At 40.7% G+C, this 26,238-nt stretch carries 28 protein-coding genes, 1 pseudogene and 1 riboswitch; of the genes and pseudogenes, 18 read left to right on the forward strand and 11 right to left on the reverse strand.

Annotated elements, in window-relative coordinates:
- Positions 1–38 precede the first annotated feature (38 nt).
- Entirely contained in the window at positions 39–1,148 is a 1,110-nt protein-coding gene (locus ACIQ0H_RS19685; RefSeq protein ID WP_403418660.1) for a DUF1835 domain-containing protein, read from the forward strand.
- 132 nt (positions 1,149–1,280) lie between these two features.
- Here ACIQ0H_RS19685 and ACIQ0H_RS19690 read toward each other — a convergent pair whose 3' ends face one another.
- Positions 1,281–1,505, reverse strand: coding sequence for a hypothetical protein (locus ACIQ0H_RS19690; protein ID WP_403418661.1), 225 nt, complete (start codon positions 1,503–1,505; stop codon positions 1,281–1,283).
- Between the two features lie 198 nt (positions 1,506–1,703).
- The gene (locus tag ACIQ0H_RS19695) at positions 1,704–2,006 is read right to left on the reverse strand and encodes a phospholipase (protein WP_403418664.1); all 303 of its coding nucleotides are present in this window, start codon (positions 2,004–2,006) and stop codon (positions 1,704–1,706) included.
- 238 nt (positions 2,007–2,244) lie between these two features.
- Here ACIQ0H_RS19695 and ACIQ0H_RS19700 point away from each other — a divergent pair, with 238 nt between their 5' ends.
- From ACIQ0H_RS19700 to ACIQ0H_RS19710, 3 genes are all read left to right on the forward strand, one after another.
- A complete protein-coding gene (locus tag ACIQ0H_RS19700; RefSeq protein ID WP_403418666.1) occupies positions 2,245–3,036 on the forward strand; it encodes a helix-turn-helix domain-containing protein in 792 nt (263 codons plus the stop codon).
- Between the two features lie 428 nt (positions 3,037–3,464).
- Complete coding sequence (locus ACIQ0H_RS19705; RefSeq protein ID WP_403418669.1) at positions 3,465–3,980, forward strand: DinB family protein; 516 nt, start codon at positions 3,465–3,467, stop codon at positions 3,978–3,980.
- A gap of 276 nt (positions 3,981–4,256) precedes the next feature.
- Entirely contained in the window at positions 4,257–4,475 is a 219-nt protein-coding gene (locus ACIQ0H_RS19710) for a hypothetical protein (RefSeq protein ID WP_403418672.1), read from the forward strand.
- A gap of 161 nt (positions 4,476–4,636) precedes the next feature.
- Here ACIQ0H_RS19710 and ACIQ0H_RS19715 read toward each other — a convergent pair whose 3' ends face one another.
- Positions 4,637–5,311, reverse strand: a complete 675-nt coding sequence (locus ACIQ0H_RS19715; protein ID WP_403418675.1) for a DUF3885 domain-containing protein — start codon at positions 5,309–5,311, stop codon at positions 4,637–4,639.
- Positions 5,312–5,640: 329 nt separating this feature from the next.
- Here ACIQ0H_RS19715 and ACIQ0H_RS19720 point away from each other — a divergent pair.
- The 14 genes and pseudogenes from ACIQ0H_RS19720 to qoxD all read left to right on the forward strand — a co-directional run.
- A pseudogene (locus ACIQ0H_RS19720) lies at positions 5,641–5,891 on the forward strand (transposase); the annotation flags it as partial.
- A 109-nt stretch (positions 5,892–6,000) separates the two neighbouring features.
- Positions 6,001–8,385 (forward strand): polyprenyl synthetase family protein, encoded by a 2,385-nt coding sequence (locus ACIQ0H_RS19725; RefSeq protein WP_403418678.1) that lies wholly within the window; start codon positions 6,001–6,003, stop codon positions 8,383–8,385.
- Between the two features lie 167 nt (positions 8,386–8,552).
- The gene (locus tag ACIQ0H_RS19730) at positions 8,553–8,873 is read left to right on the forward strand and encodes a PadR family transcriptional regulator (protein ID WP_403418681.1); all 321 of its coding nucleotides are present in this window, start codon (positions 8,553–8,555) and stop codon (positions 8,871–8,873) included.
- Positions 8,866–10,047, forward strand: a complete 1,182-nt coding sequence (locus ACIQ0H_RS19735; RefSeq protein ID WP_403418683.1) for a DUF2812 domain-containing protein — start codon at positions 8,866–8,868, stop codon at positions 10,045–10,047. The genes ACIQ0H_RS19730 and ACIQ0H_RS19735 overlap by 8 nt, the downstream gene beginning before the upstream one ends.
- Positions 10,048–10,362: 315 nt before the next feature.
- Positions 10,363–11,169, forward strand: a complete 807-nt coding sequence (locus tag ACIQ0H_RS19740) for a hypothetical protein (RefSeq protein ID WP_403418686.1) — start codon at positions 10,363–10,365, stop codon at positions 11,167–11,169.
- Positions 11,170–11,498: 329 nt separating this feature from the next.
- Positions 11,499–12,482, forward strand: a complete 984-nt coding sequence (locus ACIQ0H_RS19745; RefSeq protein WP_403418689.1) for an ABC transporter substrate-binding protein — start codon at positions 11,499–11,501, stop codon at positions 12,480–12,482.
- Between the two features lie 18 nt (positions 12,483–12,500).
- Positions 12,501–13,487: a FecCD family ABC transporter permease gene (locus ACIQ0H_RS19750; RefSeq protein ID WP_403418691.1), complete on the forward strand. Its 987-nt coding sequence runs from the start codon at positions 12,501–12,503 to the stop codon at positions 13,485–13,487.
- A gap of 1 nt (position 13,488) precedes the next feature.
- Positions 13,489–14,268 carry an ABC transporter ATP-binding protein gene (locus ACIQ0H_RS19755; RefSeq protein ID WP_403418694.1) on the forward strand — a complete coding sequence of 260 codons (780 nt, stop codon included), beginning with the start codon at positions 13,489–13,491 and terminating at the stop codon, positions 14,266–14,268.
- Positions 14,269–14,631: 363 nt separating this feature from the next.
- Positions 14,632–15,141, forward strand: coding sequence for a heme iron utilization protein (locus ACIQ0H_RS19760; RefSeq protein ID WP_403418697.1), 510 nt, complete (start codon positions 14,632–14,634; stop codon positions 15,139–15,141).
- Between the two features lie 208 nt (positions 15,142–15,349).
- Positions 15,350–15,781, forward strand: coding sequence for a DinB family protein (locus ACIQ0H_RS19765; protein WP_403418700.1), 432 nt, complete (start codon positions 15,350–15,352; stop codon positions 15,779–15,781).
- A 442-nt stretch (positions 15,782–16,223) separates the two neighbouring features.
- Positions 16,224–17,117 carry a cytochrome aa3 quinol oxidase subunit II gene (gene qoxA, locus ACIQ0H_RS19770; protein WP_403418703.1) on the forward strand — a complete coding sequence of 298 codons (894 nt, stop codon included), beginning with the start codon at positions 16,224–16,226 and terminating at the stop codon, positions 17,115–17,117.
- 131 nt (positions 17,118–17,248) lie between these two features.
- Positions 17,249–19,207 carry a cytochrome aa3 quinol oxidase subunit I gene (gene qoxB, locus ACIQ0H_RS19775; RefSeq protein ID WP_403418705.1) on the forward strand — a complete coding sequence of 653 codons (1,959 nt, stop codon included), beginning with the start codon at positions 17,249–17,251 and terminating at the stop codon, positions 19,205–19,207.
- Positions 19,194–19,790, forward strand: coding sequence for a cytochrome aa3 quinol oxidase subunit III (gene qoxC / locus ACIQ0H_RS19780; RefSeq protein ID WP_403418708.1), 597 nt, complete (start codon positions 19,194–19,196; stop codon positions 19,788–19,790). The genes qoxB and qoxC overlap by 14 nt, the downstream gene beginning before the upstream one ends.
- 1 nt (position 19,791) lies before the next feature.
- Positions 19,792–20,073, forward strand: a complete 282-nt coding sequence (qoxD, locus tag ACIQ0H_RS19785) for a cytochrome aa3 quinol oxidase subunit IV (protein ID WP_403418710.1) — start codon at positions 19,792–19,794, stop codon at positions 20,071–20,073.
- Positions 20,074–20,120: 47 nt separating this feature from the next.
- On the opposite strand, the gene ACIQ0H_RS19790 is transcribed toward qoxD, so the two are convergent.
- The 8 genes from ACIQ0H_RS19790 to ACIQ0H_RS19825 form a co-directional block, all read right to left on the reverse strand.
- Positions 20,121–20,354, reverse strand: a complete 234-nt coding sequence (locus ACIQ0H_RS19790) for a hypothetical protein (RefSeq protein ID WP_403418712.1) — start codon at positions 20,352–20,354, stop codon at positions 20,121–20,123.
- A 280-nt stretch (positions 20,355–20,634) separates the two neighbouring features.
- Entirely contained in the window at positions 20,635–21,390 is a 756-nt protein-coding gene (locus tag ACIQ0H_RS19795; protein ID WP_403418714.1) for an amino acid ABC transporter ATP-binding protein, read from the reverse strand.
- Between the two features lie 21 nt (positions 21,391–21,411).
- A complete protein-coding gene (locus tag ACIQ0H_RS19800; protein ID WP_403418716.1) occupies positions 21,412–22,125 on the reverse strand; it encodes an amino acid ABC transporter permease in 714 nt (237 codons plus the stop codon).
- 12 nt (positions 22,126–22,137) lie between these two features.
- Positions 22,138–22,845 (reverse strand): amino acid ABC transporter permease, encoded by a 708-nt coding sequence (locus ACIQ0H_RS19805; RefSeq protein WP_403418718.1) that lies wholly within the window; start codon positions 22,843–22,845, stop codon positions 22,138–22,140.
- Between the two features lie 65 nt (positions 22,846–22,910).
- Positions 22,911–23,759, reverse strand: a complete 849-nt coding sequence (locus tag ACIQ0H_RS19810; RefSeq protein ID WP_403418720.1) for a transporter substrate-binding domain-containing protein — start codon at positions 23,757–23,759, stop codon at positions 22,911–22,913.
- Positions 23,760–23,791: 32 nt separating this feature from the next.
- On the reverse strand, positions 23,792–24,964 hold the full coding sequence (locus ACIQ0H_RS19815) for an acyl-CoA dehydrogenase family protein (protein WP_403418722.1): 1,173 nt from the start codon (positions 24,962–24,964) through the stop codon (positions 23,792–23,794).
- 163 nt (positions 24,965–25,127) lie between these two features.
- A riboswitch (SAM riboswitch) is annotated at positions 25,128–25,232 on the reverse strand.
- A gap of 178 nt (positions 25,233–25,410) precedes the next feature.
- A complete protein-coding gene (locus ACIQ0H_RS19820) occupies positions 25,411–25,575 on the reverse strand; it encodes a hypothetical protein (protein ID WP_403418724.1) in 165 nt (54 codons plus the stop codon).
- A gap of 35 nt (positions 25,576–25,610) precedes the next feature.
- Positions 25,611–25,733 (reverse strand): hypothetical protein, encoded by a 123-nt coding sequence (locus ACIQ0H_RS19825; RefSeq protein ID WP_403418726.1) that lies wholly within the window; start codon positions 25,731–25,733, stop codon positions 25,611–25,613.
- Between the last annotated feature and the right edge of the window lie 505 nt (positions 25,734–26,238).

A 26,238-nucleotide genomic window follows, 5' to 3' on the forward strand; every position in this document is an offset into this window, starting at 1 on the left:
AGACGCCTTTTTAATTAATAAAAAAGGAGCTGAGCCTAATGAAAACGAAAGTCAATTATCCATATATCTATTTTTTGATGGAACCCAATGTCGTTTTTGTGTATCGCATTGAAACAGAAAAGTATGTAACGATATCTGATTGGAGTGAAGGTGGCAACTGGGAGACATTTGAAATCGATCATAGCGCTGATTTTGAAGCGTTTAATCATAAGGAAAGACAGCCGATTGAAGGAAGAAGCTACTTTGTAAATCAGGATGGTATGAGTGAGTTAGTGGAAGAAATCAATAAACATATTCAACTAATCCGACATGCAAAGGGACTGGGGCATCAAGACGGTGCAGTTCATATTGTTACTTCAGAATCTGCAGCAGGTTCTTTACGGGTAGGACTTGAACAACCAAAGACGGTCATTGGATTTCCAGACTCCTTTTCGATTGGACCATTGTGGAAGTTAGATGAACAATTAGGTCAAAGCTATCGCAAAGAATGGCTATTTGAAAATATAAATGATGAGCACGATGACTTTGAATATGACCATAAAATCACCAATACACTGCGTGAGATGGAGGATATAGCGGCGCATGTTCCGATTTTTATTTGGTATGGGCATAATGCTGATGAACAAACCGGTCTCCGATTTTTTCTCTATTTATTGCGTGACAAGCCAAATGAGATTTTTTTGGTGAACTCCACTGAACTTTATGAAAGATCTAATGCTCCTGTAGAAGATCAAGCTATTTTTCATACGAGTCAAATGGATTCAACTAGTTTGAGAATGTTTTCTGAGCACAATCAAGAATACCAACCATTATCCGATACGGACCTTGTGCAATTTTATAGGGAATGGGAAAAACTGTCCCGAACGAAAGAGGTCTTACGTTTGTGGATTGATGATGAAATTAAAGGGATGCCAGAACATCATTATGATCCATTCATCCTCAAAACAATCGAACAGCTACATCATGAGCAAGGAACGAAAGATTTTATCAACACGGGAAGCGTGATTGGAGAAATATTTTCACGAATGGATACGCATATAAACTTTTTCTTTTTAGAATATCGGATTCGACATTTAGTATACAGCGGAGCACTTGAGTTAAAAGGAATACCAAAATCAATGAGGCATTACAGTATCAAACTTCGGTGATTCATCTGAACAGTAAGCATCGATTGCTGACTACTAAAATAAGAAAACACTGAGATAATAATCAGTGTTTTTGTGATATGGACTATGCGGTTAGAATTGACGTACACCTGTCGACTGTCAGAAACTATCACATCATCTTTTTTTCTTTTTACCGAAATCTTTCGCAGCCGTTTTGCTTTTATCTACAACTGGTTCAAACTCTACGAAAGCATGATACACGTTTTCTCTTATCATCAGTACACTAATCACTTTTCCGGTACGTCCTTTGATTTTCACAATATCATTGATAGAAGGGACTGTTCTACACGCCCGATTTAATACATAAGTTTTGTTTTCATAATAATGAATAGCATACATATTCTAATCTCCTTTAATTTTTGAATGAAAATCGGAATCCATTCATTTTATGATGTTATTGGAGATTTAGAACGTCAGCATTTCCGGATACCTTTCACCAATGATAAGAAAGGAAGATAACTATTGGGGACCCCTATCGTTTTTAGGCGCTGGCACCTTTGATTACTGAAATGCTTGCACTAGTGGAAGTTGATTTCATTAATGACGATCTCTAAAAAATCCACAAGTCATACGTGTCTGTAATCTTATATAGTTATACAGGAAACGAGCGTGCCTTCCCTCTTTCGTACATGGATCTATTAGGGGACGTAAACGGTCAAGAAATTCACGGTCACAATCACAGGCCCTTCTTCCCTTGAAATAGCAAATATCGTGTGCTTTGCAGGCGGCATCGACATCATTGATAGGGGGGCCGGGTCCATTACAACCAGGTCCACACCAGTTATAGCCTGGTAAGACACAAAAACGAAACCTCCCATTTTTTCTCCGCGACAAAACCAAAACCTCCTTTGTGTTTTACGAAAATGCGAACTTACTCTATGTTATTCAACGATGCAGGGTCAGGTATAAACTGATACCTATGCATTTCATAAGCAAAAATCTACCTGGTTCTAAACAACTATGAATGTATATCGAACCGTTTTTACAAAAGAAGCATCATATAATAAAAAAATAATTTTCCTAAAGTGTATCCCTTTGCCTCGTTTTCTTCTATCTAAAGAGAAAAGGGGTATTTTTTATGACAACCTACCTTGCTGACTACGCACATTTCACAAACAAGCACAATATGGATGAAGCCGTGATGCAACACGTTTCGGCTAATTTGAATGAACTGAACAAAACTGACCGGGTTGTACTTGATATAATCCGTCGCTATTCCGTTAAACATGGTGCTGCACACTTAAAGCACGAAACCATTGAAAAAGCAGTGGGGAAGTCGAATGGGACAGTTCGCCGTATCCTTCGTAAGTTAGAACAGCTCGACATCATTGAACGTGTTCGATTTATTCGCCCTGTGATGAGCGGACTGGGCGCCAATATTTATGCCGTTAAACCTTTTCAAGAAAAACCGAAAGTGATTGCGCCGGACCCAGTTGAAACACCGACTATCGTCAATGTGCGACCAGAGGTGCCTAGTCCAGAACCAATCTCTACGGAATCAGTTGTAGACAATCATGAGCAAGTACCTACAACACTTTTTGGCCGTATGAAATCCATCCTTTCCTCAACCATAGGTGAAGATTCGTTAGCACGTAAGATATACGGCGTGTATCGTCAACAATCAGGCCGAATGCTGAAACTACCTATTTACGCTGAGGAAGGAGCGCTTTTTGAAGACTTGGCGATTCAAGCACTTCATATTTCTGTACAAGCTACGAAGCGAAAAGCAATCCGCAATATGCCTGGCTATTATATGGGCGTTTTGCGGGAACTCATCGACAAAGCACTTTTTAGTGATACGTATATGCACTTTGATGAGCAACCAACATTTTTCTTTATCAATCAACAAGGTGAACGTTGCTATTCATAAAGTGGAAGAAAAAACTGATAATAGCCAGTCGGTTTTAGCCAGTGGGGGAGAAGCAGGAAACCCTTGATACAACAGCTGCCAATGACAATTTGCGGAATCCGAACCGTTATTTTTAATAATCTTTAAAAGACTAAGATCAACATACTTATATCTTTACAAGATACGTATCCGAGGGGGGCGTCTTGGTGGGGAAGAAAAATGTGGATAACGTATTCACGTTCAAGATACATTTTGAAAACTCCTGTGCAAGAAACAAACACAACGGTTGTTCATTCGTGTTTTCCAAATGGAAGTGGAAGTGTACCCTGTAGACAAGTGGAGATTAAACAGTAGAAAATTCAAAGGTACCGGAGGAATACTTTTCATCGTAGAGAATATATACAGAATAGGAATCTACGTATGTACTTTCTGGTGAAGGGAGAAATCTCATGAATGAGTTTGTAAATGACAAGCTGGACGAAACGAGAACGAACCTTGTAAAGGAGATTACTTTATTAAGTAACGCTCAATTTAATTGTAAGCCTGCTATGGATGTGTGGAGTATAGCACAGGTCTGTCACCATTTAGTATTAGTGGAAGAGTCATCGGTAAAGGCGATTGCATGGGGCTTAAGAGAGATTGATAATACTCAAAAAGAACGTAAAAATGTTCAACTTATCTTATTGGATAGAACGAAAAAGATTAAAGCCCCAAAAATCGTTGAACCCGATGTAGAACCATTTGAGGTTAAGCAAATAATGGATTTGTTAAATGACTCGAGGACGAAATTGATGACCCTTCTTAGTTCTATAGAAGACAAATCTATATTGACGGAAAGATCGGTGAGGCATCCTGCTTTAGGTGAATTACCTCTTGATCAATGGGTTGAACAGATCTATTTGCATGAACAGCGGCACACCGAACAAATTCAAGAAATAAAATTGCTATTAGTTGCTGGGCACTAAAATGATGCTCATCAACGGACTGTTGTTTAAGTAAAGTGCCTGGCATATATGCTTAGGGTTCTAGAACTGTTAAAATGTTGCGAAGCAAATCAAAATAGATAAGCAAGAAAAGGTACCTGATACTAAAACAACGTTGAATTGTTTTGGGATCAGGTACCTTTTTCGAATTCTCATCAAACTCTCATTTTCCTCTCATGTTGCTTTAATATACAAACGTTATTCTATAAATACAGAACGACAAGCAAACATTTCGTCAAAAAAATGGAGGTTATTATTATGGTAAATACAATTCAAATTAAGAAAGCGTTATTTCAAAATCAAATCAATGAACGGTTTTCATTCTCGGTAAACGTTCAAGGGAACGACTTTCAAGGACTTTATCATGAAGGGACCATCAATTGGTTCAATCCACAACCTTTCAATAAACTTGGCGCAAAGCAATTACAACAAATCGAATCCAAGGTAACAGATAAAATGCAACAACTTCTTGCTTAATGTTGGTGTGCAATTCAGAAGTAAAAAAGTGGCCGAAGGAAAACTAATTGGTTTTCCTTCGGCCACTTTTGATTTGTCATCTATAAGCTGTCCGACGTCATTGCATGTAATGGTTATGAAGTATGCATACAGAAGCATAAACTCTATTGCTTATTTTGCTTTTATGAAATCGGCTGGAATAATTGGTCAATCTGATCACGGTCATAGTCTAAGATCCAGTCATTACAAGTTGTATAAAGGTGGCGTAAATCTTCTTTATCAGCTGCAATGACATCACACCCCCGGTCGTCATAAAAATGATAAATCATTTTCCTCGTCACATTGATAAAGTAGATATCATATCCAGCTTGATAATTTTGTTTCAAAATCCTTGTTGGATGTGGAAAATCCTCGTAACTGATTGCTGATAAAAGCTGATGGTATCTGATGTCGCTTTTTTTGCATGACAGAACAAAGCGATGAGTGAGCATCTTTTCGTAATCAGCATCGTCCTCTGAGAATACGTTCGGAAACTTTCGATGTTGGAGTTTATTTATTAACCTTTTGTTCCTCACATATTTCTGATAGACCTTTACAGGTTTCTTGCGCAAAAAAGTATCCTTCTTGTCACAATGGATGTCTGTAATCAGCAGTAATTCATCCGTATCTTGAAAAACGTGATTGAATATTCCCGAGCTTCTTTCATTAATTTGCTGAAGGTTGTGGGTATCTTCATGTTTTTCCGCAGGCATGGAAATTTCAAAACGGATACCATACTCCCAAGAATAAAATAGAGGTGGCCTTAAAGGCAGATTGTTAAAATGCTCGTTCATAAACTGATTTTCGATAGTTGTCATATTCATCCTCCGAATGCTTTAGAAAGGTACTGTCATTATCTCATGTAGGAATAGTTTTACAAATGAAGGTTTTTACGAAGTATATTGGTTTTACCTCAAACAAGAAAGTGCTAGGGTAGCATACTCTGGTGATGAAGATGTTATTATAAATTTAATTTAAAAAAGCTTGGGACAGTGTATAGATGATTAACATAGGCTTGAATGATATGTCATACATATATATGGGGACAATTAGAAGAGGCGCTTGAACAGTATATAAAAATAGCTGAGAGCCCACTGATAGTACGCATGTTTTTTCGTACAAAGTGTATAGCACTTCTGATAAAGTTGTTGGAATTGATTTAGGCATTACATCCTTTAGCGATCTGTTCAAACGGCAACAACCTCAAAATCATTAATAAAACAAAAGAAGTACGCAAAATGGAGAAACGCCTTCGTAGGTTGCAAAGAAGTGTTTCCCGTAAATATGAGATGAATAGGGAGGTAGACCGTTGCGCTAAAACAAGCAACATTATAAAAATCGAAAAGCAGATACAGCACCTATAGACGATTAGCCCACATCCACACGAATCATATTCACCATTTTCGGCCGTGGAGTGTCACAGCATTTGCAAGTAGCTTCGGCAAAAGTAGGGAGCAAACAAGGCTTATAGATTTTTATACGTTTTTTAGCAACGGTATAAATGAGTATGAATGAGGAATTAGTAAAAAATGCTGATGCATGCTATCGGTTGGCTGAGCAGAAGTCTGCTCATTATTTTGCATCACTTTCTGAACAGCTTGTGCAACAGACTTACGTCCCGCCCCTGATAAAAGATATACAATCCTGGAAACAGAACCACATTCATCCCAACTCATTTTTCTCCTTTTTTTCGCGTGGAAAGGGAAAAGCTGATTCCAAAGGGTATCACAATTATATCCAATGGCTGAATTATACAGGGAAACTAGATAATTACCTGGATCGAAGCATTTCCTATATTTACATGCGTGATCTAGGCAAAGCCTTGGACTCACCTGACACACAGACTAGGGTTCGGCGTGTGGTGGATAGTTTGAAAAATCACCTGACTCATTCCAATGCATCAGATGGTGGGGACAAAATCGAGACGTTTAGTATGGCTTGGTTGTACCGGCTGGCCCAAAAAGAAGGCGTGGAGTCTACAGTTATCTGGGTGATGGACAAATTAAAGACCGTATCTTCCAATATTCCGAAGGGGATGGATGCTGCGGAAGCCCGGCGAAAACTTATCAAAATTATGGCTGGGGTCATCATACATGTGAATGAAGAGATGGATGCCGATGTAACTCCTGAAGAACGTTCCAAGAAACTCGATGAAGCGATTAGGCTAGGGTATGGCTATGGGTTGACTTATCCATTCATAGATGATCTGCTAGATGCTAATGTTTTATCTGAAAAAGAGAAAAAGCGATTTGCCGATTTAATTCGTACCACACTTATCTCGGGATCTGTACCGGAATTGGGAGAGTGGACTGGGAAAAACACGAATCTGATTGTCTATATTCATTCGGAACTCCGAGAAGCTTTTGAGTATATCAAGGGCTGTCAGCGACCAGAGACAAGAAAAAAGTTTTTCGAGCAATCCTATGTGTTTTTTAATTCTCAGGAAGTAGATCGAGTAAAGGATCTGTCTAATGCGAATTACACCAACGAAGAGCTTTATATCCCTATCATTTTAAAATCTTCCTATTCCCGATTGATTACACGTTCAGTAATGAGTGCTCCAGAGGATGAAGGCTTCGATAACCGAACGTTTTTATATGGAATTTACAACCAACTAGCCGATGATTTTGCTGATATGTTTGATGACATGGAGGAAGGGAGAGTAACCCCCTATACCTATTATATGACCTATCATGATCAGCGTTTGGATCTCATCAATCCATTTGAATTGTACTGGACGGTCATCTTCAATTTGATCCATAACGTGTATCACTCTGATAGCAAGACTCGTGAGGTCATTCTCGATCGGGCAATCAACGGGCTGAAACGATTCAAAAAGCGAATGGGCACTAAAAAATACAACGAAGTGATGCGATTACTTGCTCCTGGAAATTCAAAGTTCGGCGATATTGTTCAAAAAATGGTTCATAAAGCGGATAATGTAGATTTTTTTGATAAACTGCTTCGGGATCATATGATTACGAATCTGAACAATGAACGAAAAGAGCAGGAAGAATTTTTAGATACGATTGAAACCGTACGCAAAGAGATTAACAGCTTGTTAACGATCCCTACTATAGGGGATGTTCCTTTGATGCGCGAGCCAATCATTGATGCTGCAAATTATAGTTTAGAAAGTGATGGCAAGCGTTTGAGACCCATCATGACTTGGGTTATGGGCGTTAACGAATATGGATTAAATAAGTCAACTATCGCGCCACTTCTGAAATCATTGGAGTATATGCATACAGCATCCCTAATCTTCGACGATCTACCATCCCAGGACAATGCGTCCACTCGTAGAGGGCGTCCAACATTGCATGAGGTGTATAACATTGCCGTAGCAGAATTAACTGGACTTTTCCTCACCCAAAAAGCGATTGAAGAACAAACATCCCTTGACCAGTACGACCCGAAAACGGTGCTTACCTTGATTCGCTATTCTTCCCAGGTAACTGGGGATATGTGTAGGGGACAGGCGATGGACTTAAATGCCAAAGGGAAGCCGTTAACCCTGGAGCAATTGAATATGATGTGCTTTTATAAAACTGGCATTGCATTCGAAGCGTCACTCCTCATGCCTGCAATTCTCGCCCATGCAAATGAAGTGGAAATGGAGGCGTTGAAAACATTCGCTCGTCATGCCGGTATCGCGTTTCAGATTAAGGATGATCTGCTAGATGTTGAAGGCGATTCGATAATACTCGGGAAAACTGTCGGAAAAGATGCTGAGAATAACAGTACGACATTTGTGTCAATCTTAGGTGTTGATGGAGCCAGAAAAGCGATGTGGGACCATTATTGTTGTGCAATGGAAGCCTTGCAAGAAGTGCCACGTAATACCACTTTTTTAAAGCACATCTTGAGTTATATTGTGAACCGGGATCGTTGAGGTCTAAATGCTTGGTGCCTAAAGAGTTAAAGAAAAGCAGTCCATTCCAAACACCCTTTTGGAATGGATTGCTTTTTGTTTTATTCAGACATTTACAAATCCTTCAAAGACCTCCACTATTATGTTATACGGTATATCGTGACGCGTAATAATGGAGGTGCCTAAAAATGAAGCAGGCTGGCGGGCCAATGACAGAGGCCATGTATTATGTTTTACTAACCCTGATGAATCCGAGCCATGGCTATCAGCTGATGCAGGCTATAACAGAAGTATCGAGTGGCAGAGTAAAAATGGGACCTGGCACGCTTTATGGGGTCCTTGCCCGCATGCAAAAGGAAGGGCTAATTGTGTTAGCAGACAATGATGGGCGAAGAAAAACGTACGCGATTACAGCGGATGGAGAGCAGGCGCTACGTCAGGAATATCATCGTTTGGTGGCGATGATAGAAGACGGAGTACTTTTGAAAGAAGGTGATAGGGATGCGTAAGATTAAGCGGAAAATAATGGTCGATAATTGGAGTCTTGGGGAGCATGAAAGCTGGTTTTCGGATATGGCGAAGGAAGGCTGGCATTTGAAGACATTTGGGGCGTTGTTTGTTCATTTTGAACGAGGAGAACCAGAGGATACTCAATATAGAATCGATACATCTTCGAATAAAAAGATGTCAGCAGCGGATAAGGAAATGTTTCAAGAAGCGGGCTGGTATCATGTTACGAAGCTAGGTGAGTTCAATGTTTTTTCGTCACTAATGGAATTACGAGCGCCAGAGTTACATTCGGATCCAGCGGAGCAGGCCTATACGTTGGAAAACTTGGCTAGAAGAATGAAAAGGAATACAATTTTCGCTAGTATTATTGGTACACTTAGCCTAGCTTTAATGATCTCCCTTTGGTTTATAGATAAGACACCTACGCTTAGATTTGTTACGGGTGATTTTATGTCAGCAGTATCTATTCTTTTTCTTATCACTGCTATGTTTGGAGCATTACTAGTCAATCTCTCCATTCATGCATTACGAAAAAAGTTGATGGAAGGTATCCCGATTAATCATCATGCTCCATGGAGAAAAAAGAGGAGACTTATTCTTGCTGTGCATGGTTTTTTCATCCTATTGTTTTGTGTAAGTATCCCGATGCAATGGGTACAAATCGCACTTGGGAAATCACACACGTTACCAATAGAAAGTAGCGACTTACCCATCGTTCGTCTCGCTGACATTGAGCAAAATCCTGACTTAGTGAGAGAAGAACATTTTGTGAGAAATGAACTAGATATGTTGAATCAATACAGCTTTAACTGGAGCCCCCTTGCGCCACTACAGTATGAATCGGATGAGAGTGGTATTGTTCCAGGACAATTATGGAGAGATTTAAGCGGAACATATTCACCGGGCCTTCGTACAGAAGTCTATCGATTGAATTTCCCTTCGCTGAGTGAAAAACTATTGGCTGATTTGGTACGGAGATATATCTATGAAGGAGAAGCTATGGAGTTGGAAAGCGATGTGTTCGATAGCCTGTTTATTCATGAGGAAGAAGGATCCAAAGATATATTCGCGGCTAAAGGAAAAGGCATAATCTATGTGGCTTATTATGGGTATGCAGATACGGCAATCATTTTACAGCAGATAGAAGAACAGCTAGCACTCATTGAGAAATAACTATAATTCTACTTAAGCCCACTGCTATCACGGTGGGCTTTTAACTTATTTTACTTTTGGTGAGGGGGCAACCCCCTGCGGAACGCTTTGGATGGAATGACTCCTATATGATTATCGATAATCGTGTGTTGGTCATTCATCTGTCGCACTCCAATAGCATAGATATACGAAGTGCCAAAGCTTTTTGGAACAAAAGAATAGCTGGTTTCTAACCTGAATAAAAGCCGCCAAAGACACAATTTTGGCGGCTGAAGCCTTCTTTATGGTTTTTTCATTATATATATTAAAGAAGCAAATGAAAGGAGGATAGGTGTATTGAAAAAAATCATAGTTGTTGTTTTACTGTCGCTGTTATTAGCTTCATGTCAGTCAACATCACCAAGTAATCAAAGTGATGAAGGAGGGAGCGATAAGGGCAGCCATGAAGTAGATACACAGGGGAACGAAAAAGAAAATGAAGTCGCAAAAGAAGAAGAGGAAGTCGAGGAGATCACTTTAGATACACCCCAATCTTGTGAAGGAATTGTGTTTGAAATAGGTAGGACGATTGAAGGGAAAAAACTAGCCGCATGTATGAGAGATGCGATGATAGCAGCTGGTAGTGGTTCCCATAAAGTACAAACATCTACTGCAACTTCGAAAGTCGATTTCAATTGGACACCAGATTTCTCAATGCATGTTGAAACAGAGGACACTGCAGTCATTCTTAAAGGAAATTATGGTTGGATGAAACTTCCGGGTAGTGGATGGATTGAAGAAAAGGATAATCCACTAGACGTAGATGAGGTCATTGCATCGAACACAATCAAGTTAACTAGAATATTTGGCAATCCGGAAATGATTAGTGGAAATTTCAGAGGTTCAAAAACATGGCGTGTTGTGGAACAAGGAGCAGTACCTGATGAAGAAGCTTTCGTTGATACTGCATGGCATTTAGTGCCGGAAGAGACGATACAGATGGATGGAGTCGTATTAACGGATATCCATTTATGGCTTACAAGTAATTATTTAGGGGCATATTATATTGCTACAGCTTCAGTAGCCGGGATATCAGAAACAACAAGTAATACATTTTTGCAATGGGGAGAGCCTGTTGAAATACCTAATCCGGGAACGGAGTAAGAAGGTAATTGTGATGTGAAATATGCAATCATTCTCATCTCTGGCGAATCTCTCTTCACTACATCATCGATTTGGAAAGGGAGGTTCGCCAATTTTGTTTACTACAATTAATTGTAAAAGACATATAGGTGATATGGGGGCTGTCCAGAAAGTCAGTGAAAACCGACTTTCTGTGACAGCTCCTTTTAATTATGTATTGTTCTAGAATAATTTGAAAATAGATTGACAAATGATAATGATAACCGTTATCATTATCAACGAGATTGAAAATCATTATCAATTACTAGTTTGATAATGATATCAAACAGACATATACGGAGGGGTACAATTTGAGAAAGTTTTACTTGATGTTATTAATGGCAGTTCTTGCTTTGCTAACGGCCTGCACGGCTGATTCAAAAGAGAAAGAATCAAAACCAGAAGGTGATACAACTGAGTCAGCTGAAAAAGCTTCTGATCAATATAGCTTAGAGAATGATGGTATAGATAAAACAGCACTTACTGAGGCAATCAGTCAGTTCCCTACAGAAGTACCTGAACGTGTCATCACAACATCTGTACCATTAACGGAGATGCTACATTTGCTTGGGGTTACGCCAGTTGGTGTACCTACTTCAACAAACCCGATTCCAGCAGAATTTGATGCGATTGATCGAATTGGTTCACCTATGCAGCCTGATCTTGAAGTGGTAACGAATCTTGCACCTGATTTGGTTCTTGGGGCAGAGTCACTTCGTAGCACATTGGACAAAAACTTAGAAGGCTTCGATCTACAAACAGCTTATTTACCAACAGATTCATTTGAGGATTTAAAACTGAGCTTTAAAGCATTAGGCACTTATTTCAATAAAACGGATGAAATGAATACAGTTCTAAGTTCATTATTGAACAAGGAAAATGAATTAATCGAACAAGCAAAAGGCAAGGAACTGCCAAGCGTCATGTTGATGATTGGTACAGCAGATTCCTTCATGGTTATGAGTGAAGGTTCTTATCTAGGTAGCTTAGTGAATAAGCTAGGTGCAGATAATATTGCGACTTCTGTGCTGAAAGTGTCTGATACTTACTCGCCGATCAATATGGAAGACGTAGTCGTTGCGGATCCAGATATTATTCTTGTATTGGCATCAGGGGATCACGGCGCATCAGAAGATATGTTCCAGAAAGAAGTAGAAAGTAATGATACGTGGACGAAGCTCTCTGCTTATCAAAACGATAACGTCCACATCTTGGACTATGACGTTTTTGGTGTGACGTCTATTAAAAACGCAGAGCAAGCATTGACACAAATCTCAAATTACTTTTATGAATAACAGAGGGGCAAGTATGACATGAAGAAAAATCGAAGCGGGGCCATTGTTCTTATCACGTTTGTGCTGGCGATTGCTGCCGCAGTGATTGCCATTGGATTAGGAAGTGTCACCATAGCAGTTCCGGATATCCTCCAAACGTTATTCAATTCAGCGTCCAGTACGGTGAATGACACGATTATATGGAATATTCGTTTGCCACGTGTGCTGTTGGCGATGATTATTGGGGCGAATATCGCCATTTCGGGAGCACTATTACAAGCAGTTATGGGTAACCCGCTTGCGGATCCAGGCTTAACGGGTGTAACGAGTGGAGCAGCATTTTTCGTGCTCATTATTATGCTAGCGATGCCAGAGTACACGCAATTCATCCCACTGGCGGCTTTTGTTGGTGGACTTCTTGCGGCAACGATTGTCTATGCATTGGCATGGAAACGTAATGGCATTTCCCCAATTACGATAATCTTATCCGGTGTTGCGGTAAACGCGTTGTGTGGCGGCGGTATTGGCTATTTGTCGATTATGTATAGCGATCGTCTACCGGCGGCCGTTCAATGGTTGAATGGTAGTTTGGCGGCCAAAGGCAATAATGCTTTGTGGATGGTTTTCCCGTATGCGATTGTTGGTTGGATTTTATCGATCTTCGCAATACGTAAAGCCAACGTCATCCGAATGGGCGATCAGGTGGCGTCGAATCTTGGGGAGAATGTTACCAAAATTCGTATCTTGCTATCGATATTAGCTGTTTTCTTGGCAGCTATTTCCGTGGCGGCTATTGGGATGATTGGCTTTGTAGGCCTCGTCGTGCCACATATGGCTAGATTGTTAGTCGGTTCCAACTATAAATATTTATTGCCAATGAGTATGGCACTTGGTGCGCTTGTATTATTGCTGGCGGATACAGGTGGGCGAACATTGTTTGCGCCACTGGAAATTCCGGCGGGTATCTTGATGGCTGTCATAGGGGGACCTTATTTTCTATACCTGATGAGAAGGAGTGCATTCTAGTATGTTTACTGTAGATTCCGTGTCAATTCGGTATGAGCAGAAAAGTGTGATTAATAATTTCTCATTTACCGTAAACCAAGGTGAGATCGTCTCTATCATTGGGCCGAATGGATCTGGGAAATCGACATTATTGAAAGCTGTGGCACGGCATATTCCTTATTATGAGGGTACGGTGGAATTGGAAGGTACCAATTTGAAAGCAATGAGCCCGAAGCAAGTTGCGCGCAAAATGTGCATGCTCAGTCAGAAAAACCAGGCCCCTAACGACATGACCGTTTTTGATTTGGTTGCTTATGGCAGATATCCACATAAAAAATGGTTTGAGAAATTAAATGATGAAGATCGAGAAATCATCGAATGGGCGATTGAAAAAACACATTTGACGGCATACCAGGATCGAACAGTATCTTCGTTATCAGGAGGAGAGTCGCAGCGTGCCTGGATTGCGATGGCGCTTGCACAACGACCGACCATTTTGTTACTAGATGAACCGACGACGTATCTGGATATTTCTCATCAGCATGAAGTGTTGGAGCTCGTTCGTGAACTCAATCGTGATATGGGCATGACGGTCATTATGGTGTTACATGATCTCAATCAGGCTGCTCGCTATAGCGACAATATTGTTGTCGTTCAAGCAGGTGAGAAGGCTATGTATGGCACGCCTAACCAAGTGATGACAACAGATATGATTCGACAGGTGTATCGAATGGATGCAGAAATCCAATACATACCGTCCGAACGGAAACCTCGTATTCATTTGTTGAGTACGGCTAGATAGACTTTGATTGATGAATTCAAAAGGATTGAGCGTAGGCAGTTTTAATGGACCTTTTAATGCAACACATATGAATCTATTTCATAATTGCCTATTTCAATTGAAAAGACGAACGATTGTATGACTACCCGTTCGATAATACTTAAAATTTACGTTCCATTTTCGTTGATTGGAGCGCAAGGCGGCGACTCCAGCGGGAATAGCTTGAGCTGAAGACCCCACAGGAGCGAAGCGACGAGGAGGCTGAAGCCAAGCCCGCGGAAAGCGTCCGCCTGGAGCGGAAATCAACCTAGTTTGATTTTAAGGGCACTGTTATTTTATGAAATTGATTTAAATAGACAACTAAAAAAGTGGAGGAATGCATCAATGACAAAAGTAATTGACCTAGAAAAAAACAAAGAGAAGTACTTACAATTTGTGGCGAGTCGTAAAAATTTGATTTTGAATGTAGTAGATGGAGAAGGCAAGCCATTTACGAGCTGTGCGCCGTTTATTAAAAAAGATGGCAAGCTATACATCTATATTAGCCAAATTGCTGAGCACTACGGATATATCGATAACAGTGACTATGTCGATGCGCTGCTAGTTGCGGATGAATCAGCAACGAACAACCCATTTGCAACAGAACGGGCACGTTGGAGCTGTACATCGGAGAATATCGGTAATGAAGGACACGAGGAAGTTTTTGAACTGTTCAATACCAATTATGGCGCTAAATTGATGGACGTTTTACGTGGATTGGACTTCTCACTCTTCGAATTGACCCCATTGCAAGGACGTTACGTAGTTGGCTTTGGTATGGCATTTGACCTTGATATCGACGCGAATGTCTTTACACACGTTGTGGTGGATAAAAAGAAAACTGTTGAAGCGTAAAATATATATGTTGAACTTATGATATTCATCCAATCTCCAGCAAAGGCGCCTAACAGGGGGAGCCGAAGCGATAAGACTGACGGTGATCTTCCAACTGGCTTATCACGAGAGGCATCCCCGAGGAAGGATGTAGTTCAATCCTTCCCTAGCGTCGAGCGCATTTCAAAGGAATCTTTAATACAACATATATAGAAGGAGCGGTTATGAAATGACATATTCAACAGTGTTACCAATTTGGAATGCCACTCGACAACGTTTTCTTAAAACGGCGAAAGCGTTGCCAGCACAAGATTTAGCATTACAGCTAGGTCAATCATCCATTGGTTCTCTACTGCATCATACTGCAGAGGCGGAGTATATGTTTGCGGAATGGTTTTTTGGCAAAAAGATGCCTGATGAGGGGATTGCGAAGCCATCTATTACGAACCACGAAGAACTCGTTGAACTGCTAGTGGCTTCAAACGACCACCTACTCGAAGCAATGCATGCGTTAACTGAAGAACAATGGCATACAAGTGTGGAGTCACCTATGGGTCCGTCAACACCAGTAGAGGCTATCGGGAGACTGATCTATCATACGGGGATGCATGCAGGGCAAATTTCACTTATTCAAAAGAATGGACAGAGCCCAACCGAATAAAGGATAACACCAAGTTATTTTAACGTCTAAATACTTTTTTCATAATGTAAAAACACCTTTTTCTTAATAAGAGAAGGTGTTTTTTTGTGTGCGCAATTAGAAACAAAGGGCGTGTTGAAAGAGTTCCTCCATTCAGATACGGCAATGTGTGTACGAGTATGAAAATGATATCATTCATCTTGTTGAAATTTAATAATACGTTATTTTTTAATTAAATGTAGAAGTGGATATGAAATGATATATGTCCAAAATAAGCCTGCTTTATGAACGATTTGTGACGTGGGTGCCCGTTATTGTGGTGAACAATTTGTGAAGTTCATCTCGGACAATTGTTTTTGGGATTTTATTATATTAAGATGAAACCTGTGTTAGGAGATTTAGCAAAACCTATACTTTTGCGTAATGATTCCAAAGTTATATAACAAAAGAAAGGGGTACTTCCATGAGAATAAAATGGACTTTTTTAAGTTTGGCGATTGGTCTTCTCGCCGTATTAGCAGGTTGTGAACCGGTCATGGTATTGGATCCAAAAGGGCCACAAGCTAAAACAATTGCCGATGTCATTTGGATATCGATGGGGACTATGGCGATCGTTGTCATTGTTGTATTCGGTATGTTGATATACATCGTATCTAAATATCGTGCTTCGAAACAAAGCGCGGACTATGAACCCCCACATATAGAAGGTAATCCGATTGTTGAATGGATTATTGTTGGGATTCCGGTTCTGATCATCGTCTTCCTTTCGATTATTACGGTTAAATCGACTTATGAAGTTGAGGCGACACCAAAAGGCTATGAGAATCAAAAGCCATTGGTTATCTATGCATCTTCTTCTGACTGGAAATGGCATTTTAGCTATCCAGAAGAAAATATCGAAACAGTGAACTATTTGAACATCCCGACAGATCGACCGTTGGAATTTAGGCTTTACTCTTACGGGCCAATTACAAGCTTTTGGATCCCACAGCTTGGCGGACAAAAGTACGCTATGTCGGATATGATTACCACGTTACATTTGGGAGCTGATGTTCCAGGTGAATACATGGGAAGAAACTCAAACTTTAGCGGTAAAGGCTTCGCAGAAAATATCTTTGACGTGGAAGCCATGTCGGCAGCAGATTTTGATAAGTGGGTAGAAGACGTGCAAACGACGGCTAAACCTCTTTCAGAAGAAAAGTTCGAAGAGTTATTATTACCAGGTCATCTTGGGCGCTTGACGTTCAGCGGAACACACTTGGAATTTTCTCCACCACCTGAAGGTCATCATGACGGAGGGCACCAGGAAGAAGATTCAAGTAATGAGCATGATGAACATGCAGAGCATGGTGAATAATTTCTTTCATCGTGACGATAGAAGTTGAAAAAGCGCTTGCAGGTAGAAGCGTATTCAACGCAAGATTGACACTGATATTTAAAGCATTACAAATCGAGTATTGGTTTCTATAGAAAGGAGTTCTAAAAAGTATGGATTACTTTGATCGATTTGCCATACCCCATGCAAGTCCAGCGATATACGCATCCATGGTTGCGATTGGTTTAACTGTGATTGCGATTCTCTTCGGCTTAACTTATTTCAAAAAATGGGGATATTTATGGCGTGAATGGTTGACAACAGTTGACCACAAAAAAATCGGTATAATGTATCTAATTGCCGCTTTGCTTATGCTATTCCGCGGTGGAGTAGATGCGATTATGCTACGGGCACAAACAGCTGTACCTGATAATAATTTATTGGATGCGCAGCATTATAACGAAGTATTTACGACACATGGGGTAGTTATGATTATCTTTATGGCGATGCCATTTATCTATGCCCTCATGAACTTCGTTGTTCCTTTGCAAATCGGAGCGCGTGATGTAGCATTCCCACGTTTAAATGCACTTAGTTTCTGGTTGTTCTTTATGGGTGCGATGTTATTTAATATCTCATTCGTTGTTGGTGGTTCACCTGACGCAGGTTGGACTTCGTACTTCCCACTTGCAGGGAATGACTTTAGCCAATCCGTAGGAACGAACTATTATCTAATCGCTATTCAGATTGCAGGTATTGGTACGTTAATCTCAGGGATTAACTTCATGACGACAATCTTTAAAATGAGAACACCTGGCATGAAGTTAATGAAAATGCCGATGTTTACATGGACTGCATTAATCACGAATGCCATTGTTGTTTTCGCATTCCCAGTCCTGACTGTTACGCTACTATTGGGAACGATGGACCGACTATTTGGTACGCATATCTTCTCAATGACCAATGGCGGGATGGATATGCTTTGGGCGAACTTGTTCTGGGTATGGGGACATCCGGAAGTTTATATCCTGGTGTTACCGGCATTCGGTATCTATAGTGAGATTGTTTCTACGTTCTCACAACGTAACCTCTATGGTTATAAATCGATGGTCGCTTCAATTGTGATCATTTCATTCCTTTCATTCTTGGTTTGGACACACCATTTCTTCACGATGGGGCAAGGTGCACTTACGAATAGTATTTTCTCCATCACGACAATGGCGATTGCGATTCCAACCGGGATAAAAATCTTCAACTGGCTGTTGACGATGCGAAAAGGGAAAATTCGATTTACGGTTCCAATGCTCTATACCATCGGGTTCATCCCGATTTTCACAATCGGTGGGGTAACCGGAGTTATGCTTGGGATGGCCAGTGCCGACTATCAATACCATAATACGATGTTCTTGGTCGCGCATTTCCACTATACCATTATTCCAGGCGTTGTCTTCGCGATGATTGCCGGTCTAACATACTGGTGGCCAAAAATGTTTGGCTACATGTTGAGTGAAAAAATTGGTAAATGGGCATTCTGGTTTATCGCGATTGGCTTTAACGTTACATTCTTCCCGATGTTCTTCACAGGGCTAGATGGGCAAGCACGTCGTATGTACACTTATTCAGAGGCAAGTGGCTATGGAGCGTTGAATTTACTGTCCTTCGCTGGCGCTATTGTTCTGATGATGGGTGTTGCGATTCTTGTATACAACATCTATTACAGTACGCGTTATGCTCCAAGAAATATCAGTTCCGATCCATGGAATGCTCGTACGCTTGAGTGGGCAACACAGAGTCCGGTTCAATCGTATAACTTTGCGAGAACACCACAAGTGGACTCCATTGAAGCGTTCTGGGATCACAAGAAAAAAGGTAAACCGTTATTCACTGGCAAGCTTGAGAAAATTCATATGCCGAATAACAGTGGTATGCCGTTTATCATCAGTTCTATCTTCTTTGTATGGGGCTTCTCGTTTGTATTCAGTATGTGGATACCTCTAATCATCACAACGATCGCGATTTTTGCTTGCCTAGCGCATCGTTCGTTTGAAAAGGATGACGGGCACTATATTTCGGTTAAAGAACTTGAAGAAACAGAAAAAGATAGCGAGGTGTTAACAGATGAAAATAGATAATTCACTTCCGCTTGAATATAAAACAGAACAAAATAAGTTGAATATTTTAGGCTTCTGGATTTTCCTTGGCGCCGAAGTGATGCTGTTTGCAACTCTGTTCGCAACTTATTTCACACTGGAGCATCGTACCGCTAGCGGACCTGCTGGTGCAGAGATTTTTGAACTCACGCCGGTGCTCATTGAAACAATCCTACTGTTAACGAGTAGTTTTACAATTGGTCTTGGTATTCATGCCATGCGACTTGGACGAAAGAATGCAATGATGACATTCTTTGGAATTACATTGTTGCTTGGTCTAGGATTCCTCGGTATGGAAATTTATGAATTTGTGCATTACGTCCATGTTGGTGCAGGGCTTCAAGTAAGTGCCTTCACAGGTATTCTACTGACGACATTAGGGACGCACGGAGCGCACGTTACGCTTGGTCTGTTCTGGGGATTATTTATTATCATGCAAGTGAAAAAACATGGTTTGACGCCAAAAACGGCTAATAAAGCCTTTATCTTTTCCTTGTACTGGCATTTCTTGGATGTTGTCTGGATCTTCATTTTCAGCTTCATCTATTTGAAAGGAATGATGTAACATGAGCGAATTATTCCCGCGTAAACAAGTCATGGGCTTTGTCTTTTCGATGGTTTTGACTGCAGCTGCATTAACAGTTTATTTTCTAGATATGTCATTTGCAGTGGGGATGACGGTTCTGTTAATTACAGCATTCGTGCAAGCGGCAGTTCAGCTCGTCGTCTTCATGCATGCTGGTGAAACAGAGGATAAGCTTGCAATCTATATGAACATCTATTATGGAGTTGCCATAGCGCTCGTCACTATTTTCGGTACATTACTGATTATGGTTTGGGATATGTAATAGCAACATCAAAAAGGAGCGCCTCAATGGCGCTCCTTTTGTTATATCTATTGAATGACCCGTATGCCTTTATCGACTTTTTCTTGCATTTCTTCAGTTGCTACAAAGAATACCCCCATCATGAAGATGAAGACAGCCCCCATAACCGTACCAATCCCAATGCCTGTAATTGTACTGTAATCGCTTACGAAGAAGCCGTACAAAAAGATAGAAATTCCAATCGCAAGTATCGTGCCCCCAACATACTTAACAGCGTTTAGCATTTTCAGTCTCGATTCCATTTCGTTCACTCCCTTGTCATATATTATTCACTTTGTTCACAACTTTGTCAAACTTTATTTTAAATATGATATTATGTAGTGTTTTGTAGTTGACAGTACGCGGCGTGAATAGTTGTTTTGGATCGCTTTGGATGGAATGACTTCTATACGGTCATCGTGAAGTTTGGATGTGTAGGGGTACGATTCCATCGCAGCCCCCGAACGAATATCCTTAGAATTTATGGCGGTAATGAAAAGCACCACGTCCTAAGCTGTAATCAGTTTAGGACGTGGTGTAACTTCAGATATAATACGAAAAATCCTCTGGCAAGACTCTTTTTAAAAACTTTTGTGTACGTTCTTCTTTTGGATTCACAAAAATATCCTGAGGCGAGCCTTCTTCCACAACAACGCCGCCGTCCATAAAGATGACTTTGTTGGCTACATCTTTGGCAAAGGACATTTCATGCGTGACGACTAACATGGTCGTTCCTTCTTTAGCGATATTTTTCATGACGGTTAACACTTCACCGACCAACTCTGGGTCCAATGCAGAGGTGGGTTCATCAAATAAGATAATGTCTGGATTTAAAGCAACCGCTCTAGCGATGCCGACCCGTTGCTGCTGTCCGCCAGATAATTCGCTAGGGTAGGCACTGCATTTTTCAGAGAGACCTACTTTAGCTAAGGCTCTTTTTCCAATCTCATCCGCGTTCGCTTTGGAAATTTTCCTACCAATAATAAGCCCTTCCGTTACATTCTCTAATGCTGTTTTATTATGGAATAGATTATAGTTTTGAAAGACAAATGCGATTTTCTGTCTGATGCCATGAATTTGTTTTTTAGACGCTGTTTTTAACTGAACTTCATCATCTCCGAAAATGGCAAGGCCCTCATCTGCTCTTTCTAGGAAATTGATACACCTCAGTAAGGTTGTCTTGCCGGAACCGCTTGGCCCAAGAATGACGACGACATCCCCTTTATCAATAGAAATATCGACACCTTTCAAAATCTCATTTTGGCCAAATGATTTATGGATATTTTTAATCTGCAACATTTTTTTATCCCCCTATCACACTTAAACACTCGCAGGTTTATATTTGCTGAGACGTTTTTCATACAATTTAAATGCATATTCCACTACGCTACATAAAATGAGGTAGACGAGAAAGATATCGATATAGGCCTCAATGTAGTTGTAGCCAACATTGGCCGCCACTTTCGCTTTTAACGTGATTTCCGGTAATGACAACGCATAACCCAAAGAGGTTGCTTTGATCAGATTGACGGTTGCTGTACAGACATTTGGCAAGGCAACGACGAGTGCTTGTGGAATGACAATTCTCCTAAACGCTTGCACATTGGTTAGCCCCACCGATTGGGCAGCTTCCAATTGCCCTTTATCGACTGTACCTAAAGCAGAGCGAAATACTTCCACTAGAACTGCTGTCGTATGAAATGAAAAGACGATGAAAGCGTACCAAATGGGGTGTACATCATAAATGTTGATGTCTATTTCAAACTTTGTGAAGAAGGAAGACAGCAATAAAGGAACACTGCTATAAATGATGAAAATTTTTATGATGATGGGTGTCCCTCTAACAAATGATACGTATACTTGCGCCAAACGGTGTAACACGGGGATGCGATTGATGCGCGTTAAAGCTAGTGAAAACCCAAAAGGTAAGGCGATGAGTAAAGCGACGATTGTAACGGCCAATGCGATAGGGACTCCTGACAATGCGACAAAGAACGTATCCAATAAAAATGGATAATTGAGACCTTCCGACACTTTCTCACCACCTTAGTTCGTTTTTAACGCTTGTTTGCCTTTGCTGAAAAACTTCTCTATTTTCAAAAACAATTGTTCAATCGCGATGGATAGTACCCAGTAAATAATCGCTAGGGCAATAAAGATTTCCAATGTATGTGCATTATAGTTGCCAGCAATTATGAGGTTTGCTTTTCCGACAACGTCTATTAAGCCGATTGTATAGGCTAAGGAACCTTCTTGAAGTACCGCAATCAAGCTGTTGCCAAAGTTCGGCAATGCGACGACGAAAGCTTGTGGAAAGACAATTCTTCTGTACGCTTGTGGGTGACTTAATCCCACACTGACTGCGGCCTCAAATTGTCCTTTGTCAATCGATGCAAACGCTGATCGCATTACCTCGGACATGGCGGCGGCGAATTGTAGTGTAAAGGTGATGACGACAAATACGGCTGTATTCACATTGTTTAAGTTCAGACCGATATTCTCTCCAAGAGCTGGAATCCCATAATAGACTAAAAACAGGAGGACAATAGAGGGGGTGCATCTCATTATGGTTGTATAGATATTAGCCACTTTTCTTGCAAACTTATTTTTACCGATTTTCGCGGCAGCTAAGAGGAAGCCGAGCAGCGTTCCAAACAAGACGGACAGTCCGGCAACTAGAAATGTCACTTTTAAAAAGGGGATGAGTACCGGAAGTGATTCCCATATATATGTCGCGTCAAAATACTTTTCCATGTTGTCACCCCATTATAGAAATAAAGGCCGTTGAGCTTGTTGCGCACCCAGCGGTCTTTGCATCCTCATCTTTCTACGGTTTCTAATACGTCAAACAGATTTCTTCCATAAAAATTTGTGCTCAACTCATCTGTTTTCTTTTGTTCTTTTAATTGTTTGACTGCCTGATCGTAAGCATCTGCAAATACTTGCTCTTTTTTGTTGAACAACGGCCATGTTTTAATGACTGCAAATTCATTGTAGACAACATCATTTACAAGATTATGGTAGGGACCATCTGCAGCGGTCACTTGTTTTTCAAAAGCGCCTTCAATGATGACACCGCCGTCAACACGCCCTTCATTTACCCATTGGACGACTTCAACGGAGAAAGCATCGCCAGCTTGGAGGTTTACCGGATTGTCGGGATTCGCCTTGTTGTATTCATCGATAATGGTGTATTGGGCATTGTTTGCTGCAATAGGTGCTAATGAAAAATTGGCTGATGCAAAATCTGCTAGCGTTTTGATGTGTTCATTTTCTTTCTTTAGCACAAGACCTGCACTGCTTAAGCCGATAAATTCTTTCGGGAAGATAAACTTCTCAGTTCTTTCTTGCGTCCAGAAAGCATTTTTAATCCCTACCTGATATTTCCCTTGTTCAACCCCTACCAATAAGTCATCACTTGTCGTTCCGATAAAATCAAATTCGTATTGGGGTAGTAGTTCGTCTACTAATTTCATGACTTCAACGTCATAACCAGTTGCATTTCCTTTGTCATCTGACCAAGACATCGGTTTTGAGGCCTGATCGTAGGCGACTTTTATTTTTTGTATGCCTGATTCATTGTCAGCTGAATCGGAGCTGCAACCTGCTAAAATAGTGGCCAACGCCAAACCAATGGCTGCAAGTTTTAACACTTTTTTATTCTTCATGAATAACATCTCCTTTGATTTTTATATGCGAATTAGCCTTGAAGTGGATTGTTAGCCTGATCTTGTTCAATGGCGGACAATGCTAGTTTTTTAATGGTCATGTCATCCATGGGTGGATTATGCAAACCAGCTCGAACATCACGATAGTGCCGTTGCAAAGGGTTGCTACGTTGCAGACTTTTTGCTCCTACAATCCGCATGGCTTTATCGACAATAGTCACGGCTGAATTTGTGACTGTATGTTTGACGACGCCTATCTCATTGGACAGAAGACATCTTCGTGAGTTATCGTCGTAAGCTTCCGCGACGCTATAGAGTAGATGTCTTGCTTGGGTTAACGCCAATTCCATTTCGCCGATTAACTGTTGGATACTTGGTAATTGACTAATGGGTCCGTTTAAACTGTTTGGTGTATGATGATTGGCGAAATGGACGGCATAATCACGCGCTGCTTGTGCAATTCCGAGGTAGCACGCGGGAATATGCAGATGCCAACCGTTCGTTTGCCCGCCACTCGGTGCTTCCGAAAGTTCAACAAGTTTGGACGCATCGACTTTGACGTTGTTCAGAACTAGATCATGGCTGGCGGTTCCACGCATGGATATGACGTCCCATGTCTCTTCAATAGTGAGTCCTGCCAAATCCTTATGCAGGAGGAAGAATCCTACTCTTTGCTGTTCTTCAATCCATGCAGATGTTAGGAAATACGTGAGAACGGGGGAGGCGGTTGTGAAAATCTTCCGTCCTGACAGTAGCCAACAATCGTCTGCCTTGACGGCGGTTGTTCCGGGGCGGCCCCCACGTGTCGGACTTCCTGTTTGCGCTTCACTCACCGATCGATTTACTAGAGCACCGTTCAGAACTTCTCGTGCAAAGAACTTCAAGTTGTCATCCGTCCATAGCTTTTTCTCGAATAGATCGCCAACCACTCCGAGATTCCAGCCAATGGAAAGGGCCGTATTTGCATCAAAACTAGCAAGTGTTTCTTGAAAAAGAATCATGTCATAGACAGTGAATCCTTCGCCGCCATAAGCTGTTGGAAGCGTACCGCTGGTATAACCGATATCTATGAGTGCTTGAATATTTTCTTTTGGAAAGATGGAGAGCTCATCAATTTCTGCAGCCGATTTTTTAAATGTAGCCTCTTTCTCGTACAAACGTTGTAACCATTCTGTTTGGCGTTCTGTTTTTACGAATAAGTTCATTTTGTTGTACCTCCTTAATGTAGTAGAAAAAAGATGTTAAGTGTATACTATGCAAACAATTCTTATTTGTTTAGTAGGTTTTCGGGTAAATTAAAATAAAATGCTGGATTATGAAAAAGCCCTCTTCAAAAAAGAGAAGAGGGTTGGATGTTGCACATCAAGGCTCTTATCTTTCAAGCATGTATACTTGTTGGAGGTAGCACCTTTCTGTTAGACAGAGGTTGCTGAAGCGTCATCGGGCCAGTCCCTTAGCTTCTCTTGATAAGTCGTTGTGAAGTTGTTGAAATTTACTTTAAGGGATATGGATTGCTTTGTCAATCATTAAAACATAGTATTCAGATAAGGATTTAAAAATGATGGAGTCAATGAATAAAAAAATCCCTAGTGAGTGTATTTACTCGCTAGGGACTTCATTATACAGCTAATATCTTAATCAATATTTACGATTATTTTGTTTGTTGACTCGTAAAGAAGCTCATGAAATTTATCGGGAAAGCTTTCTTTGTCTTATTTTTCTTAGAGAGAGAGCGATGCCCTAAATCATTTTGTCTTGCTTCCTTTTGTAATTCAGCCATCCGTATCTTGTTACATTCTATATCAATAATAAACATTATTTTTCTCCTTAAGGAGAAGTCCAATTGTATTGTTAAGGTGTAGCTAGCACCATTCCTGTTAGCCTTTTCCCACCTAAATAGCGTGTTGGCAACTCCAATTTATTTTTACCTACTAATGCATTCATCTGCTTATCAAACTTTTGTACATTGATCATTCGTTTCTCCTCCTTCGTTAATTTTTTTGCAACGCAATACTTTTAGACGATGGGGGGCTTACCCCCATCTACACTACCCGCTTTCGAGAGATTCCTTTTTTAAAAACTTTTTCTGCTGTTTCATGTTGATCATCACCAGCACTCCTTTTCCTGTTATTTTGTTTTTATATGCAACACGCAATGCGTGAAAACACCAGATTTACAATCAATTACGCCTTGGCGTAATTGCGTCCAGATTTTTTTTCGAGAGAGCTCGAAAAGCTCCCCTAAAAAATCTGTGACATCCGCCGGAGGCTATACCTAAATTCGGCAGAATTTAGGTAAATACACACAAAAAAGCACACGCTTCTTTACATAAGCGTGTGCTCATAGAAAAAGAACGGCAGAACATGCCATTCCGTATGAATTATTTATAGAAATTACATAGCGGATGGGCACGGAATGATTATGAAGTTTTGTTGAGCAGTTCTAAGTGTAGTCATGTTCCGTACCTCCCTTTCATTTT

Origin of the sequence: Sporosarcina sp. NPDC096371, assembly GCF_044762865.1 — a bacterium.
Classification (GTDB): domain Bacteria; phylum Bacillota; class Bacilli; order Bacillales_A; family Planococcaceae; genus Sporosarcina.